The organism is Bartonella sp. DB5-6, assembly GCF_000278115.1.
GTDB classification, from domain to species: Bacteria; Pseudomonadota; Alphaproteobacteria; order Rhizobiales; family Rhizobiaceae; genus Bartonella; species Bartonella refiksaydamii.
In genome coordinates this window covers 93,096-109,891 of the sequence record NZ_JH725118.1, presented here as the reverse complement: position 1 = coordinate 109,891, position 16,796 = coordinate 93,096, and the positions used below count along the sequence as shown (strand labels likewise).

Below are 16,796 nucleotides of genomic sequence, written 5' to 3'. Positions count from 1 at the left end.
GGTTTGTATGAAAAAAGAGATACAAAAGGAAGACGTTACTGCATTAAGTTTCGAGGAAGCACTTAAGCAACTTGAGATTATAGTTGAAAATTTGGAACGTGGGGATGTCCCTTTAGAACAATCAATTGATATTTATGAGCGTGGTGAAGCTCTTAAAAAACATTGTGAAAAACTCTTGAAGGTAGCTGAAGCTAAAGTTGAAAAGATTCAGCTTTCAGATAAAGGTATTCCGAAAGGTGTAGAGCCTCTAGATTCTGAATGATATTCAGTAATTTTTTCTGTATTTGTTGGGTTATTAAGGGAGAAAACCTTCATTTACAAAGAACAGATTTTAGGAGTTCCTTTTTTATGAAATGGGTTAGAAACAGGAAAATCTGTAGATAATTTCAAACAGATAAAGTATTTCAGTAAAAAATAGAACACACTGTGAACAAAGTAAGGAAAGGTGTGTAGCTTCATCTCGCTCTCTTGATAAATAGATATAAGGAGTTTCTTTTGTCTAGGCCATTAACGCCATTGCTTGACTATATTTGTGTTCCACAAGATTTGCGGGCATTGCCTGAGTCTGATTTAGTACGATTAGCTAATGAGTTGCGGTCAGAAACAATTGATGTGGTTTCCGTAACAGGTGGTCATCTTGGTGCAGGGCTCGGTGTTATTGAGCTCACTGTTGCGTTGCATTATGTTTTTAATACACCTGAGGATAGAATTATTTGGGATGTTGGTCATCAAGCCTATCCCCACAAAATTTTGACGGGGCGTAGAGATAAAATTCGCACATTGCGTCAAGAGGGTGGATTGTCAGGTTTTACGAAGCGTTCAGAAAGTGTATATGATCCATTCGGAGCTGGTCATTCTTCTACTTCTATTTCAGCTGGACTTGGGATGGCGATGGCGAGTGCTTTGAAGGCGGAAACAAAACGAAATATTATTTCTGTAATTGGTGATGGTGCTATGTCTGCTGGTATGGCCTATGAAGCGATGAATAATGCTGGTGCTTTGGATGCTCGCTTGATTGTTATCCTTAATGATAATGATATGTCTATTGCGCCTCCTACGGGTGCTATGAGTGCTCATCTTGCACGGTTGGTCTCTCGTCCCGCTTACCGTAGTTTGCGTGAACGGGTAAAAGTGCTCAGCAAAAAATTGCCAAAGTTTTTTGGGGAGAAGGCACGTCGTTCAGAGGAGTTTGCACGTGGTTTTTTGGTTGGAGGAACTTTATTTGATGAACTTGGCTTTTACTATGTTGGACCAATAGATGGTCATAATTTAGAGCATCTGTTGCCTGTTTTGAAAAATGTTCGTGAATATCCTTATGGTCCTGTTTTGGTGCATGTAGTAACCCATAAGGGTAAGGGTTATGCACCTGCGGAAGCATCATCTGATAAATATCATGGTGTTAATAGTTTTGATATTGTTACAGGCAAACAGGTTAAGATACAAAGTAAATCTCTTTCCTATACCAAGGTGTTTTCTAAGGCTTTAATAGAGGAAGCCAGTTATGATGATAAGGTTGTAGGGATAACGGCGGCAATGCCTACAGGCACTGGTCTTGATGCTTTTGCTGAAAAATTTCCGGAAAGAATGTTTGATGTTGGTATTGCTGAACAGCATGCTGTAACTTTTGCTGCGGGCATTGCTTGTGAAGGGTATAAGCCTTTTGTCGCGATCTATTCTACTTTTTTACAGCGCGCTTATGATCAGATTATCCACGATGTGTCGATTCAAAAATTACCGGTGCGTTTTGCGATTGATCGAGCAGGTTTTGTAGGGGCAGATGGTGCGACGCATGCTGGCAGTTTTGATATTGTTTTTTTGACAACTCTTCCTGAATTTGTTGTTATGGCGCCTTCTGATGAAGTTGAATTGATGCATATGGTACGTACTGCTGCAGCTTATGATGAGGGGCCACTTTCTTTTCGTTATCCGCGTGGTGAAGGTGTTGGTATGGATTTGCCTGAGCGTGGTGAGTTATTAGAGATTGGAAAAGGGCGTATTTTGCGTGAAGGAAACAGGATAGCTTTGGTTTGTTTTGGAACGCGGATGTCGGAAGTGTTGATGGCTGCTAGTATGTTAGAAGCAGAAGGGTTGTCTACGACAGTTGCGGATGCACGGTTTGCAAAGCCTTTGGATAAGGATTTGATGCGGCGTTTGGCACGTGAACATGAAGTATTAGTGACAATTGAAGAAGGCGCAATGGGTGGATTTGGAGCGCATTTATTGCAGTTTTTTGCACAAGAAGGGCTTTTAGAGCATGGTTTGAAAGTCCGTACATTAAAACTCCCTGACGAATATTTAAGTCATGGTTCACCAGAGAAAGTTCTTTCACGTATAGGACTTGATGCTGTTGGTATTATCAACACGGTTTTTACTGCTTTGGGACGTGAAGTTGGGATAGTGCAGAAAAATCGAGTATGAGATGTACGTCAAAAAAAGGCTTGATATTTTCTTAGTTGAAAAAAACTTTTTTACGACGCGCTCACGAGCACGTGATGCTATCGTGCGCAAAACAGTTAAGGTTAACGGCGAAATAGTTGTTAAAGCTGGGCAAATTATTTCTAATGATGTGGAAATTATAGTTTGCGATCCAGCACAGAATTATGTTTCACGTGCAGCGTTAAAATTGATCAGTGCACTTGATGCATTTCCGATTGTCACCGATAAAGTGACTGCCATTGATATTGGTGCATCAACAGGTGGTTTTACGCAAGTTCTTTTAGAACGTGGGGTGGCTCATGTCATTGCCATTGATGTTGGTCATAATCAATTTGATGTGCGTTTATCAGGCAATAGTGCTATAACCTTATTAGAAGGTTTGAATGTGAGAGATTTGAAACAAAAACATTTAGACGGCCGAGAAATTAATCTCATAGTATCGGATGTCAGTTTTATTTCTCTCAAGCTTGCATTGCCTCCTGTTTTATCTTTGGCCAAAAAGGGAGCACAAGCTATTTTATTGGTAAAACCTCAATTTGAGATTGGCCGTAAGCATCTTGGTAAGGGAGGGATATTGAAAGATCCATCAAAGGCTAAACAAGTTGCTGAAGAACTTTTTAATTGGTTGAATATGCAAATAGGATGGAGTGCAAAAGGTTTGCTTCCCTCACCCATTGTTGGTGGTGATGGTAATTTAGAATATTTATTATTCGGGGAAAAAAAGAGTGAATGATAATGTCATAATCGACCATATTGAAACGAACGGTCATGGTGTTTCCAACACACCTCATGGATCTGTTTATGTTCCTTTTACTTTACCAAGAGAATTTGCTGAAATCGCTGTTCATGGAAAATATGCTACACTCGTAGCATTAAAGGAAAAATCACCAGAACGTATTGATGCCCTTTGCCAGCATTTTGGAGAATGTGGGGGGTGTGCACTTCAGCATTGGCGTGCCGATGTTTATCGCATATGGAAACGACAGCTAGTAGTCGATGCGCTCAAAGGATATGGACTTGATGTTACCATTTCACCTTTAATTGAATGTAAACCCTATAGCCGCCGACGAATTACTTTAACAGCATCTATGACACCACAAGGTCAGAGAGTTGGTTTTAATCGTCATTTTTCTCATGATATTGTGGCTCTTAAAGAATGTCCTGTGAGTCGCTCAGAGCTTATATCTAAGTTGGATGATGTGAGGAGGTTATGTGCTTTTCTAAGCAATCATGTAAAACGGTTTCATATCACGATAACACACGTTGAAAATGGTTTTGATGTTGCTTTAAGCGGTTGTGTTATACGACACGATTCTGTTCGTCAGAAAATGGTGCGTGCAGCCATTTTGTCTGGAATTACACGTTTGTCTGTCGAAGGGGAAGTTTTGGTTGAACAAGAAAAACCATTGATTTACTTTGGAGATGTGTGTGTTGAATTTCCGGCTGGTAGGTTTCTTCAAGCAACTTTTGAAGCAGAAAATACTATAAGCAATATTATTTTGACTCATTTTAAAAAAGCAAAAAATGCTGCCGATTTGTTTTCAGGAGTTGGAACTTTCGCATTGCGGATGGCTAAGAAAATGAATGTTCATGCGGTAGAAAATGATGAAATAGCATTAGCACATTTAGATTCAGCAGCACGTTTTGCTGCTGGTTTAAAAACAGTAACTTGTGAAAAACGTGACCTTTTTCGCTGCCCACTTTCTGTAAAGGAACTTGAGTATTTTGAGTGTGTTGTTTTTGATCCTCCACGCGCTGGAGCAGAAGAGCAAGCACGTGAGTTGGCTAAGGCAACAATACCACGTGTCGTCGCTATTTCGTGCAATCCTATTACATTTTCTCGTGATTTATCTCTTCTTGTTGCAGGTGGTTATACAGTAGAAAAAATCATACCGATTGATCAGTTTTTATGGTCGCCACATGTTGAAATTGTTGCTGTTTTGAGCAAGCGCAAAGTAAAGACAAGTTGGAAGCTTTAGCCTAAATCGACAAGCTTTCCTGAATTTATTTGAGAAATTTTAAAACCAAGTTCATTTGGTATATTTTATGAAAGAGCTGTCCCACCAATTGTCATATTATTGATTCGCAAGTGAGGTTGCCCGACTCCAACAGGAACGTTTTGTCCGGCTTTTCCGCACATACCGATACCATTATCAAGTTTGCTATCATTTCCAATCATTGTAATACGCTTCATAGCATCTGGCCCATTCCCGATAAGTGTTGCCCCTTTGATTGGGGCTACAATTTTACCATTTTCCACTCTGTAAGCTTCGGTACATTCAAAGACGAATTTTCCAGAAGTGATATCAACTTGTCCACCGCCAAATGAAACAGCATAGATACCATTTTTGAGTGAGGATAGAATTTCTTCAGGTGTTTTGTCTCCTCCTAACATGATCGTATTTGTCATTCTCGGCATTGGTGCATGTGCATAAGATTCACGACGTCCGTTTCCGGTTGGAGTAACCCCCATAAGACGAGCATTGAGTCTGTCTTGCATGTAACCAACAAGTTTTCCATCTTCAATAAGAACATTATATCCTGAAGGTGTGCCTTCATCATCGACGGTGAGTGAGCCACGACATTGAGGAATTGTACCATCATCAACAACGGTAACACCTTTTGCGGCAATTTGTTTTCCCAAGAGTCCAGCAAAAGCAGATGTTTTTTTGCGGTTAAAATCCCCTTCCAAACCATGTCCTACGGCTTCATGAAGCATAACGCCTGGCCATCCATTGGCTAAGACAACATCAAATGTTCCGGCTGGTGCTGCTTCTGCTTCTAAGTTTATGAGAGCCATACGCAAGGCTTCATCAGCAGCCTTTTTCCAATTTTCTTCACTAATGAATTGGTCAAAGGCTTGCCGCCCGCCACATCCATAGAAGCCATTTTCACGCCGATTACCATCAGCGGCAACTACAGATATAGAAAGCCGCACAAGAGGGCGAATATCACGAACTAGATGTTCATCTGCACGTAGAATTTCGACATGCTGTAGTGAACCGGAAAGAGAAACAGTAACTTGATGCAATTTATCATTTTTTGCTCGTAAATAAGCATCAATTTTTTGCAAAAGTGCACTTTTTTTCTCAAATGATGGAGCAACAAGGGGGTTATGAGGTTGATAAAGTCTCTTATTTGTTCTTTGAGGTGCTGCATTATAAGGTCCTGCATGATTATTATAAGTAACAGCTTTCGCTGCTTCACTGGCACGTTTGAGTGCAGCAGCTGATAATTCACTAGAGTGTGCATATCCGGTAGCTTCTCCAGCAACAACACGCAGACCAAACCCCATATCTTGATGAAAGGAGCCGTTTTTAAGCTGTCCATTGTCAAATAAAAGCGTTTCGCTTTCTGTATATTCTAGGTAAAGTTCACCATCATCAGCGTGATGAAGCGTTTCTTTTACAAGTGATTGCACTTTAGACGAGGCAATATCAAAATAGTCAATCAGTGATTTCATAGTGGTTACCCTATTTTTATGGGAACTTGGAAAATTCCTATTTGGCTTTTTTAAGAAGTTGTAAAGTATGCTATGAGATTGTAATCATTTAATGTGCGTAAATTTTATTATGTTGGTAAAGTTGCATAGGCATCACTAAGACCATGGAGATCAACAGGTCCTCCAACTGCTTGCTCAGGAGTTGTAAAAATAAAGTAAGTTGCCATCTTACCTTTAAAAAAGAGCTGTAGTATATCTTCCCTAAGGACAGCTTCAGCAACACAATTATCACCAAGACAACGGCGATATTCTACTCTTCCCATATTTTTATCATCAATTTTAAGACCAATACCAGGGCGCAATTCAACGCGGATTGGAACAAAAACGCGCATCAAAGCTCCTTGATTTTTAGGGAGTTTATAAAACGTAACACGGAGAGTGATGTCATGACGATTTTGTGTATGTACATTTTGTACAACTTCACATTGCATATTAGGTGTACCTGGAGGCAGAGAACAAATTTTTGTCCATGCACCGTAATTTTGTGGAGCAGGAACATTTTGTTCATGAGATGTTTGTGCAAGTGCATGATTGATAGAAGCACTATAGAGCGTGTAAATAACAACACAAACAAAGAAAGTTTTTTTGAGCAATTTATAAAGTACCACAGAAAGTCCCAACCATATCAACACTGCATTATTATACGTAGCTCTACATAAAATAAGTTCTCGAGCCGAAATTATAACACAAAATCATTATCTGCCCAAACATATTAATCCATATGCATGAAATAAAAAAGTAGCAAAAATGTCATAGCAGAAAAGGTTATTAGCTTTGCTTTATAATGTTTGGTATGATTATTTTTACGGTACGTTTTTATAATAAATAATGTGTATTGAAAAAATGTATTTTTGTTGCGAATATTTTCATCTGTTTTTAGGGGACACGTACAAGAGAGGTATCCTATATGTTTTCAAAACACTATGATATTAATTGGTCATTCGCGCATGCTAGATAGTATTTGTCTTGTGGATGACAGAAATGAAAAAGGCTTTTGAGTGGAATGTCTGTTCTAAGAGAATTATCGGCTGCAAGTGGTAGATCAACTCCACCAAAATCCAGTATTGGTGATTATATCACGTTATTAAAACCACGGGTGATGTCACTTGTTGTATTTACAGCTTTGGTTGGACTTGTGATATCACCTGTTTCTGTGAATCCATTTTATGGTTTTTTAGCAATATTGTGTATTGCTATAGGTGGTGGTGGTGCGGGAGCACTTAATATGTGGTATGATGCTGACATTGACGCTATGATGGAACGTACCAAAAATCGCCCCGTTCCTACTGGCAAAATCAGCCCTAAGAAGGCGTTTATTTTTGGCATGGTTCTTTCTATACTTTCTGTATTAATTATGGGGCGTTTCATTAATTGGTTTGCAGCACTTTTGCTTGCGTTCACAATTTTCTTTTATGTTGTTATCTATACGATTTGGCTAAAACGTATCACGCCGCACAATATTGTTATTGGTGGTGCAGCTGGTGCCTTCCCACCAATGATTGGATGGGCTGTGACAACGGGTACAGTGAGTATTGAGAGCTTTTTATTATTTTTGATCATTTTTATGTGGACTCCTCCGCATTTTTGGTCTCTTTCTTTATTTTCCTCTCTTGATTATAATGCAGCAGGCATTCCTATGATGCCTAATGTACGAGGTGAGCATTCAACAAAAAAACAGATCTTATTTTATACTGTGCTTATGGCAATATGTGCTGCAGGCCCTTACATTATAGGTTTTGCAGGAATTTTTTATGGTATTTTTTCGACAATTTTGAGCATTATCTTCGTTTATTTTGCCTACCGCTTGTGGAAAACTGATAGGCATGATGAAACTATTTTAATGGCAAAAAAAATGTTTTTCTTTTCGCTATTTTATTTAGCTTCTCTTTTTGGAATTCTTTTGATTGAATCTCTTGTATGGTACTTTTTTATTCTCTAATACAATGAAAGAGAGAGCAATTAAAAAAGCTTTTTGCCTGAAGAAAATGTCATAAGAGTGCTTTCTATGGTGTACTATTGTAGAAGAGGGTGATAGTGACGGTTTTTCTCTTTACACTGTTTGTGTAGTGCATAAAGATAGCCCGTTTGAACATATGGTTAAAGGTATAGATATTAAGGATAGTTTATGTATGTACTTCCTCCTTTGACAATACGTCTTTGCGGTCCGCGTGGCTTTTGTGCTGGGGTTGATCGTGCTATTCAGATTGTCCTTCTTGCATTAAAAAAATATGGTGCTCCAGTGTATGTTCGTCATGAAATTGTGCACAATCGCTATGTGGTTGAAGGATTGCAGCAACATGGTGCTGTTTTTGTTGAAGAACTTGATGAGATTCCAGAAGAACACCGCAGTCAACCTATTGTATTTTCTGCCCACGGCGTACCGAAGTCTGTACCAGAAGAGGCACGTCGCTATAATTTGTTTTATCTCGATGCAACATGTCCGTTGGTCTCTAAAGTTCATAAACAAGCAATACGGCATCAACGTCATGGACGTCACGTTATATTGATTGGTCATTCTGGTCATCCTGAGGTGATAGGAACAATGGGACAGCTTGAAAAAGGAGCTGTGACATTAATTGAAACGATTGAAGATGCTTTACATTATCAACCAAATAATCCAGATAAATTAGGATTTGTTACACAAACGACACTTTCTGTTGAAGATACAGCAGAGGTTCTCGCTGTACTACAACGGCGTTTTCCTAAATTAGAAGCTCCAGCTGCTGAATCAATTTGCTATGCTACTACGAACAGACAAGATGCTGTTAAGGCAGCAGCGTTGGGGAGTGATTTGTTTTTGATTGTTGGAGCGCCCAATTCCTCTAATTCGCGACGTTTGGTAGAAGTTGCTGAAAGGTTTGGTGCGCAACGGGCTGTTTTAGTTCAGCGTGCTAATGAAATTGATTTTAATCGTCTGGGAGTTCTTTCCGTTGTAAGTCTTTCAGCGGGGGCTTCTGCTCCCGAAATTATTATTGATGAAATCATTTCAGCTTTTCGTGAGCGTTATGACGTTACAATAGAATTAGCAGAAACAGTGGTGGAAACAGAAACATTTTTGGTGAGTCGCGAATTACGTGATATCACTTTAACACCTCAAGATATGACTTTTGTTAATGGTCGAGCTAAGACGCTGAAAAATGAAAATCAGAATACACACATGCCTATGACGAAAGCAAAATAATGGCAGTTTATACAAATATCCATCCAAATGATTTGAAGGTATTTTTGAAACGTTATTCGATAGGTTCGCTTTTGTCCTATCAAGGGATAGAGGAGGGAATAGAAAATTCTAATTTCATACTGTATACAACAGAAGGGAGGTTTGTTCTCACACTTTATGAAAAACGTATTTCAAAAAATGATTTACCCTTTTTTTGCAGCCTTATGCAGCATTTAAGCCGGCGTGGAATTCCTTGTCCTCAACCAGTGGTACAAAGTGATGGGACAACGATTGGTGAACTAGCAGGACGCCCTGCAGCTATTATTACTTTTTTGGAAGGGATGTGGATTCGTCAGCCCAATATATGCCATTGTGGTGAAGTTGGAACGAGTTTAGCGCAGCTGCATTTAGCAGGACGGGATTTTACACTCAGCCGTAAAAATACCCTTTCTGTTATGGACTGGAAGTTATTGTGGAAACATTGCCAAATGAGCAAAGATGCATTGTTAAAGGAGTTTGGGCAAAAAATTGATATGGAATTGGCTTTTTTACACAAAAATTGGCCGTCAGATTTGCCAACAGGCATTATTCATGCTGATTTATTCAATGATAACGTGTTTTTTTTGAATCACCATCTTTCTGGTATTATAGACTTTTATTTTGCTTGTAATGATTTTTGGGCTTATGATTTAGCAATCTGCTTGAATGCTTGGTGTTTTGAACAAGATCATTCCTATAGTCTCTCAAAAGCACATAAGTTATTGGAAAGCTATCAAAAAATAAGGCCATTGCTTCCCTTAGAATTAAAGGCGATTATTTTATTGGCACGTGGTGCGTCTTTACGTTTTCTTCTCACACGCCTTTATGATTGGTTTAATACACCGCCGGATAGTTTTGTGATTAAGAAAGACCCACGTGAATATTGGCACAAGCTATGTTTTTTCAGTAGTATAGATTCACTCAGTGAATTGGGTTTTTGAATTTTATGTTAAATCAACAAAAAGTCGTGGAAATTTATACAGATGGTGCTTGCTCTGGTAATCCTGGAGTTGGAGGATGGGGAGCAGTTTTACGCTGGAATGGTCATGAACGTGAACTTTATGGTGGACAAGTGCACACGACCAATAATCAAATGGAATTGATGGCAGCTATTTATGCATTGAAGGCGCTTAAAGAACCCTGTTCTGTCGATCTCTATACAGACTCTGTGTATGTGCGCAACGGTATCTCTAAGTGGCTTGAAGGTTGGAAGAAAAATCATTGGCGTACGGCGTCAAATAATCCTGTGAAAAATGTGGAGTTATGGCAAGCTCTTGAAGATGTTTGTTCTCATCATACTATCAGATGGCATTGGGTAAAAGGGCATGCGGGACATCCAGATAATGAGCGTGCAGATGCACTCGCTCGGAAAGCAATTACCAAATACCGCGAAAATGGATGCTTTCCGACATAATCTTTGTCTTTTATCACGGAGTAGCAAGAGAGTTTGATTGCGTATGGAGTATGAATGTTCCACTTAAGGCATAATTTTTAAAGGCAACTGTATAAAAAACTGTTTGGTTTATTTCCTTTGGTGTGAAGGAGATGGGAGCACTAAAGAGTGTATATTCTGCGTTTTCAATCACTTTTTTTGCTGGTCCAATTTGCATTTCTCCTCCGTCTAAAAAAAGAGAAGAAGGTATGATTTTGTTATTATTTTGTATTTTGATGAAAAGGGTGTGTCTCTCTTTTTCAGCGCTTATTTTAAATTCAGGATGCGTTGTATGGGGTAAGGTATTTTGAGCTTTTTTTAATAGGGATAACGGGAGGTGTTTGTTTTTTTGAACGGATAGAGAAAAATCAAAATCAACAGTAAGCGGAAGACAGATTTTATGACATAATCCAAGAGTTAAAGTGCCACTTAAATTTTTGCTTGAACCGAAAATACTGAAGGGTAATACCACTTTATCTTTATAGCCTAATGACCAGTCATTTTCGGTTTCATAAAGCTGTGGTGTGGGATAAAAGATTTCATAAGAAACTTGTTGGTTGAAGGTAAAAAATGGTGCAAAGCCTGAATTTCCTGGATTCCTCCAGTAGGTTTTCCATCCTGGTTTAAGAAGAATTTCAATAATACCGTCTCTTATTCCAGAAAGAGAGGGTTCGGTAATAGCTAATCTGATACAACCACCATCTGATTCATGCCAAGATGTTGAAAAAAGATATGCGTTTTGTTTTTTTTGAGCACTGACAGCGATGTTAAAAAATTCTAAAAATATGAATGTTAAGATTAAAGTAACTAAAAATTTTTTATAAAAAAAAGTTGCGATATTTTGTAAGTTTATAAGTATTTGAATTTTTTTCATTGGAGCTTTATTTTCCTTTTGTATGAACTGAGTTGAATTTTATTATGTAAATTATGGAGAATAACAGATTGATGAAGCAGTGTAATGGCTTTTTGGGTGGGCAGTTGCTCATAGCAATGCCAGGAATGAATGACAAACGCTTTATTCGTTCTGTTATTTATGTTTGCGCACATTCTGATGCTGGTGCTATGGGAATTATTCTCAATCAATTGCATCATATTGATTTTCCAGAGCTTTTGCTTCATCTTGGTGTTATAAACAGTGGTCAAAAAAAATGTCTTTCTGAACCAATAAAAAAATTTCCGGTACGCTATGGTGGGCCTGTTGATCCTTCACGTGGTTTTGTATTGCATTCTGATGATTATGCTTGTGAAGAAACTGTTTCTATTGCAGATAAGATCTGTTTTACTGCAACGATTGATATATTAAAAGCAATCAGTTGTGAACAAGGTCCACAACATGCATTGATAGCATTAGGCTACGCTGGGTGGAAAGCCGGACAGCTCGAGGCAGAAATCTCTGCGAATGGCTGGTTGATTAGCTCTACATCACCTAGTTTTCTTTTTGAAAACAATTTAAATCGCAAATATGATGAAAGCTTGACCCGCATGGGAATCAACCCGACCTATCTTGTTTCTGACATGGGGCACGCGTAAAGTTTCACGTATTTTCCGAGTTTTTGATTTTATACAATGTGTTATCCATGATGTTTTGTCCTACCCATTATGTTTTAATTGTATAAGGGAAATGATTTTGAACGAGAGTGATTAATTCTTCAATAGCAATTGGCTTAGTAATAAGCGTGCTTTGAACATATTTACAGCCTTCTTGGCGTAAGAAGATCGCTTCTTTTTCATTTTCCACACCTTCTGCGATGATTTGCAAATTAAGATCAGTTGCCATATTAATTATAGATTTGAGAACAAGCTTTTTCTTACGAGAGTCTATTGAGATAAGTGAACGATCCAATTTAACCATGTCGAATGGGTAACGTACGAGATAAGTAAGTGACGAATAACCTGTTCCAAAATTATCTAAAGCAAGATTCATTCCAAGAGCTTTAATTTGTTCAAGAAAGTGTGCTGATTGTTCAGGGTTTTTTCTTAAGACAAACTCGGATATTTCTATCATCACCGCCCCTTTGTTGAGTGGGTAGCGAAGCAGGGCGGAGCGCAATTGACTGATAAAGCGAGAATGAACCATTTCTGTACTTGGTAAATTAATTGAAATGAAGAAAGATTGTTTGGAAAATTTTTCTTGTACATTTGTAAGATCCATAACGGCGTTATCAATGATAAATTGTGCCAAATCCATAACGATTTGTTCATTTTCTACAATCTTGATAAAATCAGAGACATTTAAATTTCCATAACTTGGATGATGCCATTCTACAATTGTTTCAAAACCAATAATGTGTCCATCTGATAAATTAAGAATAGGATGGTAGAGGATTTTTATTTCATTACGTTTTATGGCAGTATGAATATCTTTCCTCATAGTGTTATGCTCAATGCCTAAGGTACGAAAATTGGGGTGAAAAGGTTCAATATGGTTGCCCCCCATTTGTTTTGCTCGGATCATTGCCAGTTCGCTATCATTTAAAATATCTTTAGCGGTCGATCTGCTTTCACTCCATGTAACTAATCCAATTGAAGTTGAAAGTGTTATTTTTTTTTCTGTAAGTGAAATAGGTGCTGAGATTGTTTTGTGCAGATGATCTGCAAATGCTGCAATTTTCTGTGGTTCAGTTTCACTGAGTAAAATGATTGCAAAACGGTCTGCGGAAAGACGTGATAAGGTATCTTGAAAATTAATAAGACGGCTTAAACGGCGTGCGATGATGAGTAATACAGTATCACCAACAGCTATGCCTAATTTACGATTAATTTGACGGAAATTATCAAAGTCGATCATAAAGACAGTTGGTTTAATTTTGATATTTGCTTTAGCCAAAGCGGTATAATTTTGTAGCCTGTCAAAGAAGATTTGTTGATTAGGAAGTCCCGTTAAGCTGTCGTGAATTGCATCATCCAATAAGCGTTCTTCAGATTTTTTATGGTTGGTAATATTTACAATCGTCCCAATGACGCGTGTAATTTTTCCATCTTTTTGCATAGCTGGGCGTGCGCGAAGGGAAAACCAATGATAATAACCACCACCGGAAGAGAGCCTAAAAATTTGATCGATACGTCCTTTTTTCTTTTTAAGAATGATATCCAATATAGCTTGAAAGCGTTCACGATCTTCATAGTGCAAGGCTGAAATCCAGTTGCTCATAGGTCCATTGAGTTTATGGGTTTCAGTACCAAAGAGGGTTGCCATGTTTGGATGTACAACAATGCGGTCACGTTCAACATTCCAGTCCCAAATAATATTTCCAGCCCCCTTTGCTGCAAGTACTTGTTGTTCAAGATCAGAAAATATTCCTTCATGGAAAGCGTCATTAGAAAAAGTTTGTTGCATGACAGTAAAGCTGATAAGAAGAACAATGAGCACTAATCCTCCCGCTAATGCTGGCTGGATAATATCATTGTTTAAATACCCTGCTATGCTGGCATAAGCTCCAACACACCAAAAGCTAATGAGCAACCATGTCGGTATAAGCATGATTGCGCGGTCATAGCTTCGGAGTGAAAAATAGCTGATTAAAATGATACCAAGCACAGCGGTGAGGCCAAATGACATACGAGCGATGCCCGCTGCTCTGGTCGGGTCATAAATAGCAAATGCTCCCAAACCACAAAGAGCGATGGTCCATACAATTGCACCATAACTGAAGTGATAGTGCCAACGGTTAAGGCATAGATAAGTAAAAAGGAAAATAAAGAGAGTAGCGGCAAGCGCTACTTCTGTACTAGCACGCCAAATGGGTTGCGTTGTTAACGTCACTGCAAAGAATTTATTTAAAAAATTAAAGTCGATGCCAATATAAAAGAGTACCGCCCAAGCGATGGCAGCTGTTGCAGGAAAGAGACCGGTTCCCCGAACGACGAAGAGAACAGTTAATAAGAGTGCTAAAAGACCTGATATACCAAGCAGAATACCATGATAAAGCGTATAGGAATTGATTGCATCTTTATAGGCTTCAGGTTGCCATAAATAAATTTGTGGTAGATTTGCAGAGTTAAGTTCTGCTACAAACGTAACCACAGCACCAGGGTTAAGTGTAATACGAAAAATATCAGAGTTCGCACTGGCGTGGCGATCGAGAGAAAAACCTTCGCTTGGAGTTATGGATTGAATCCGCGCTGATCCGAGGTCTGGCCAAAGAAAGCCTGAATGAGCTATACGATAATGGGGTGCAACGATAAGACGATCTATTTGTTCATCTGTTGGGTTTGCAAGGGAAAATACTGCCCAGTTTCCAGAAAATTTTTCACTTTTTGCTTGCACTTCAATGCGCCATACAATGCCATCTGGTCCTGGTGCTGTACTTGTTTGAAAGATAGAGCTGTTTGTATGGTGAATTTCAATTGCTTTTGAGAGGTCAAGAGCAGCATCCTGAGAAGAAATTTTAACTGGCTCAATTGCCTGTGCTGACGTAAGGTGGACAAAAGAACTGATGATTACAATGTAAATGATGTCAATAATTTTACGCAAACTCTTCACAATGTCCCACTCTTAATATTTTATGATGTTTAATTTTAACTTAGATTTTCAACAAAAAACGTCTACCTTTTATAGTTTTAGCTGCATAACAAGCGGTTGTTGTTTTTTTGAAAAATTATACGATTTTATACAAAAATAAACCAAACATCTGCTTGCCTCAATGAAGTTTGAATTTGATAGATTTTTATATTTTTGTAGGGCAAAATTAAACCATGAGTTTTCAGATTTCATAGATATACCTTCGTTTATAAGATACTTTATCACATGAAGTGGAAGTCAGGTAGTTTTGTACGCCTCTTTGATGAATATTTCCCAAACTTATTCAATGAAAAGAACTTTTGTGGTAAATTTTAGCGTAAAGCCTGAGCATATTGTTATGCTACTGCTTTTTAAAACAGTCTTCTATATCTCCAATATACACGAAAGCATTTGGAGAAAATTCTATTTAATCTTACTTGATTTTGTGTGAAAGAATTGATGTTAAATCATCAAAATTCATAAGGGGGCCGATAGGTCCAACAGCGGCCAGTGTTGGAGTAGAATTGATAAAAAGACGATGCGCTAAATTAGTTAATCTTACAGGAGTAATGAGATCTAAGCGTTCAATGGTTTCAGATATTGGAATTGGTCTACCGTAAAGAAGTATTTGGCGGGCAATAAGATGCGCCTGACTAGATGGGTTTTCTTGTGACATTGTAAGATTAGCACGATATTGTGCTTGTGCACGTTGAAGTTCATTGGCATGAATATTTTTGCTTGTTTTAGAAAGCTCATCAAGAATCACGGGGAGTAGTTCTTTTAGCCCCTCTTGTCCCGTAGCAGCGTGAACTCCAAAGAGCCCTGTATCTGAAAATCCCCAATGAAAAGCATAAATAGAATAGCATAATCCACGCTTTTCTCTTATTTCTTGAAAGAGACGCGATGACATGCCTCCGCCAAGAATAATGGAAAGAATTTGGGTAGCATAAAAATCCCGAGCATGATAAGCCCGCCCTTCAAATCCGAGAACAACTTGTGTATCCATTAGATCACGATATTCACGAAAATCACCGCCGACATAATTTGCAAGGTTAGTGAGAGGCGCTGTTGAATGGGGGCGAAAAGTGCTAAGACGGCTTTCAACTTCTTGCAGGAAATTCTCATGCTGTACAGCTCCTGCCGCAACCACGATCATACGGTCTGCGCTGTATTGTTGATTCATAAAATTATGGAGGTCAGCAGATGTAAATGATTGAATTGTTTGTGGGGTGCCTAAAATAGAGCGACCAAGGGATTGGTGACGAAATGCTGTTTCAGTAAAGTGATCAAAAACAATATCATCAGGAACATCCCGAGCGGCACCAATTTCCTGAAAAATCACTTGTTTTTCTCGTTCCAATTCATTGTCTTCAAATTTTGAATGCATCAAAATATCGGCTAGAATGTCAATAGCAAGGGGGACATCGCTTTTGAGAACGCGCGCAAAATAGGCAGTTGTTTCAGTACTGGTCGTGGCATTGATTTCACCGCCAACATCTTCAATATCGCTTGCAATTTGAAAGGCTGTACGGTTTTCTGTTCCTTTAAAGGCCATATGTTCAAGAAGATGGGCTATACCATGTTGTGTGAAGGTTTCATTGCGTGAGCCAACTTTTACCCATATTCCAAGTGCCACACTGTCAAGCTGTTGCATTGTGTGTGTGGCGATAGTCAAGCCATTACTGAGGCGGCTTATATCTACACGCATGTGTCTCCAACTCCATTC

General features: G+C 38.7%; 14 protein-coding genes. 9 read left to right on the top strand and 5 right to left on the bottom strand.

Going from position 1 to position 16,796, the window contains the following annotated elements; translation table 11 throughout:
* Positions 1 to 7: 7 nt before the first annotated feature.
* The 4 genes from MCO_RS05320 to MCO_RS05305 all read left to right on the top strand — a co-directional run bounded on the left by MCO_RS05320 (position 8) and on the right by MCO_RS05305 (position 4,415).
* Positions 8 to 262: an exodeoxyribonuclease VII small subunit gene (locus MCO_RS05320; RefSeq protein ID WP_007553097.1), complete on the top strand. Its 255-nt coding sequence runs from the start codon at positions 8 to 10 to the stop codon at positions 260 to 262.
* Between the two features lie 233 nt (positions 263 to 495).
* Positions 496 to 2,418 (top strand): 1-deoxy-D-xylulose-5-phosphate synthase, encoded by a 1,923-nt coding sequence (dxs, locus tag MCO_RS05315; RefSeq protein WP_007553096.1) that lies wholly within the window; start codon positions 496 to 498, stop codon positions 2,416 to 2,418.
* Position 2,419: 1 nt separating this feature from the next.
* Positions 2,420 to 3,169, top strand: coding sequence for a TlyA family RNA methyltransferase (locus MCO_RS05310; protein ID WP_007553095.1), 750 nt, complete (start codon positions 2,420 to 2,422; stop codon positions 3,167 to 3,169).
* Positions 3,162 to 4,415 carry a class I SAM-dependent RNA methyltransferase gene (locus MCO_RS05305; protein WP_007553094.1) on the top strand — a complete coding sequence of 418 codons (1,254 nt, stop codon included), beginning with the start codon at positions 3,162 to 3,164 and terminating at the stop codon, positions 4,413 to 4,415. The genes MCO_RS05310 and MCO_RS05305 overlap by 8 nt, the downstream gene beginning before the upstream one ends.
* Before the next feature lie 65 nt (positions 4,416 to 4,480).
* On the opposite strand, the gene tldD is transcribed toward MCO_RS05305, so the two are convergent.
* Positions 4,481 to 5,899: a metalloprotease TldD gene (gene tldD / locus MCO_RS05300; RefSeq protein WP_007553093.1), complete on the bottom strand. Its 1,419-nt coding sequence runs from the start codon at positions 5,897 to 5,899 to the stop codon at positions 4,481 to 4,483.
* Between the two features lie 107 nt (positions 5,900 to 6,006).
* Positions 6,007 to 6,546, bottom strand: coding sequence for an invasion associated locus B family protein (locus MCO_RS05295; RefSeq protein WP_007553092.1), 540 nt, complete (start codon positions 6,544 to 6,546; stop codon positions 6,007 to 6,009).
* 395 nt (positions 6,547 to 6,941) lie between these two features.
* Here MCO_RS05295 and cyoE point away from each other — a divergent pair, with 395 nt between their 5' ends.
* The 4 genes from cyoE (at position 6,942) to rnhA (ending at position 10,551) form a co-directional block, all read left to right on the top strand.
* Positions 6,942 to 7,877: a heme o synthase gene (gene cyoE / locus MCO_RS05290; protein WP_007553089.1), complete on the top strand. Its 936-nt coding sequence runs from the start codon at positions 6,942 to 6,944 to the stop codon at positions 7,875 to 7,877.
* A 186-nt stretch (positions 7,878 to 8,063) separates the two neighbouring features.
* Entirely contained in the window at positions 8,064 to 9,119 is a 1,056-nt protein-coding gene (gene ispH / locus MCO_RS05285) for a 4-hydroxy-3-methylbut-2-enyl diphosphate reductase (protein WP_007553088.1), read from the top strand.
* Positions 9,119 to 10,078 (top strand): homoserine kinase, encoded by a 960-nt coding sequence (locus MCO_RS05280; RefSeq protein WP_007553087.1) that lies wholly within the window; start codon positions 9,119 to 9,121, stop codon positions 10,076 to 10,078. The genes ispH and MCO_RS05280 overlap by 1 nt, the downstream gene beginning before the upstream one ends.
* Before the next feature lie 5 nt (positions 10,079 to 10,083).
* Positions 10,084 to 10,551 carry a ribonuclease HI gene (rnhA, locus tag MCO_RS05275; RefSeq protein WP_007553086.1) on the top strand — a complete coding sequence of 156 codons (468 nt, stop codon included), beginning with the start codon at positions 10,084 to 10,086 and terminating at the stop codon, positions 10,549 to 10,551.
* Between the two features lie 13 nt (positions 10,552 to 10,564).
* Here rnhA and MCO_RS05270 read toward each other — a convergent pair whose 3' ends face one another.
* Positions 10,565 to 11,443 carry a protein-disulfide reductase DsbD domain-containing protein gene (locus MCO_RS05270; protein ID WP_007553085.1) on the bottom strand — a complete coding sequence of 293 codons (879 nt, stop codon included), beginning with the start codon at positions 11,441 to 11,443 and terminating at the stop codon, positions 10,565 to 10,567.
* 71 nt (positions 11,444 to 11,514) lie between these two features.
* On the opposite strand from MCO_RS05270, the gene MCO_RS05265 reads away from it, so the two are divergent.
* Positions 11,515 to 12,099 carry a YqgE/AlgH family protein gene (locus MCO_RS05265; RefSeq protein WP_007553083.1) on the top strand — a complete coding sequence of 195 codons (585 nt, stop codon included), beginning with the start codon at positions 11,515 to 11,517 and terminating at the stop codon, positions 12,097 to 12,099.
* A gap of 67 nt (positions 12,100 to 12,166) precedes the next feature.
* Here the strand turns inward: MCO_RS05265 and MCO_RS05260 are convergent, their stop codons facing one another.
* Together MCO_RS05260 and MCO_RS05255 are read right to left on the bottom strand one after the other, a co-directional pair.
* Positions 12,167 to 15,052 (bottom strand): EAL domain-containing protein, encoded by a 2,886-nt coding sequence (locus tag MCO_RS05260; protein WP_007553081.1) that lies wholly within the window; start codon positions 15,050 to 15,052, stop codon positions 12,167 to 12,169.
* 451 nt (positions 15,053 to 15,503) lie between these two features.
* Positions 15,504 to 16,778: a pitrilysin family protein gene (locus MCO_RS05255; protein WP_007553080.1), complete on the bottom strand. Its 1,275-nt coding sequence runs from the start codon at positions 16,776 to 16,778 to the stop codon at positions 15,504 to 15,506.
* Between the last annotated feature and the right edge of the window lie 18 nt (positions 16,779 to 16,796).

Excerpts from the sequence above, each read along its gene's own strand:
- MCO_RS05320 (WP_007553097.1), top strand. The coding sequence starts at position 8 with ATGAAAAAAGAGATACAAAAGGAAGACGTTACTGCATTAAGTTTCGAG.
- MCO_RS05310 (WP_007553095.1), top strand. The coding sequence starts at position 2,420 with ATGTACGTCAAAAAAAGGCTTGATATTTTCTTAGTTGAAAAAAACTTT.
- tldD (WP_007553093.1), bottom strand. The coding sequence starts at position 5,899 with ATGAAATCACTGATTGACTATTTTGATATTGCCTCGTCTAAAGTGCAA.
- cyoE (WP_007553089.1), top strand. The coding sequence starts at position 6,942 with ATGTCTGTTCTAAGAGAATTATCGGCTGCAAGTGGTAGATCAACTCCA.
- ispH (WP_007553088.1), top strand. The coding sequence starts at position 8,064 with ATGTATGTACTTCCTCCTTTGACAATACGTCTTTGCGGTCCGCGTGGC.
- MCO_RS05280 (WP_007553087.1), top strand. The coding sequence starts at position 9,119 with ATGGCAGTTTATACAAATATCCATCCAAATGATTTGAAGGTATTTTTG.
- rnhA (WP_007553086.1), top strand. The coding sequence starts at position 10,084 with ATGTTAAATCAACAAAAAGTCGTGGAAATTTATACAGATGGTGCTTGC.
- MCO_RS05270 (WP_007553085.1), bottom strand. The coding sequence starts at position 11,443 with ATGAAAAAAATTCAAATACTTATAAACTTACAAAATATCGCAACTTTT.
- MCO_RS05265 (WP_007553083.1), top strand. The coding sequence starts at position 11,515 with ATGAAGCAGTGTAATGGCTTTTTGGGTGGGCAGTTGCTCATAGCAATG.
- MCO_RS05255 (WP_007553080.1), bottom strand. The coding sequence starts at position 16,778 with ATGCGTGTAGATATAAGCCGCCTCAGTAATGGCTTGACTATCGCCACA.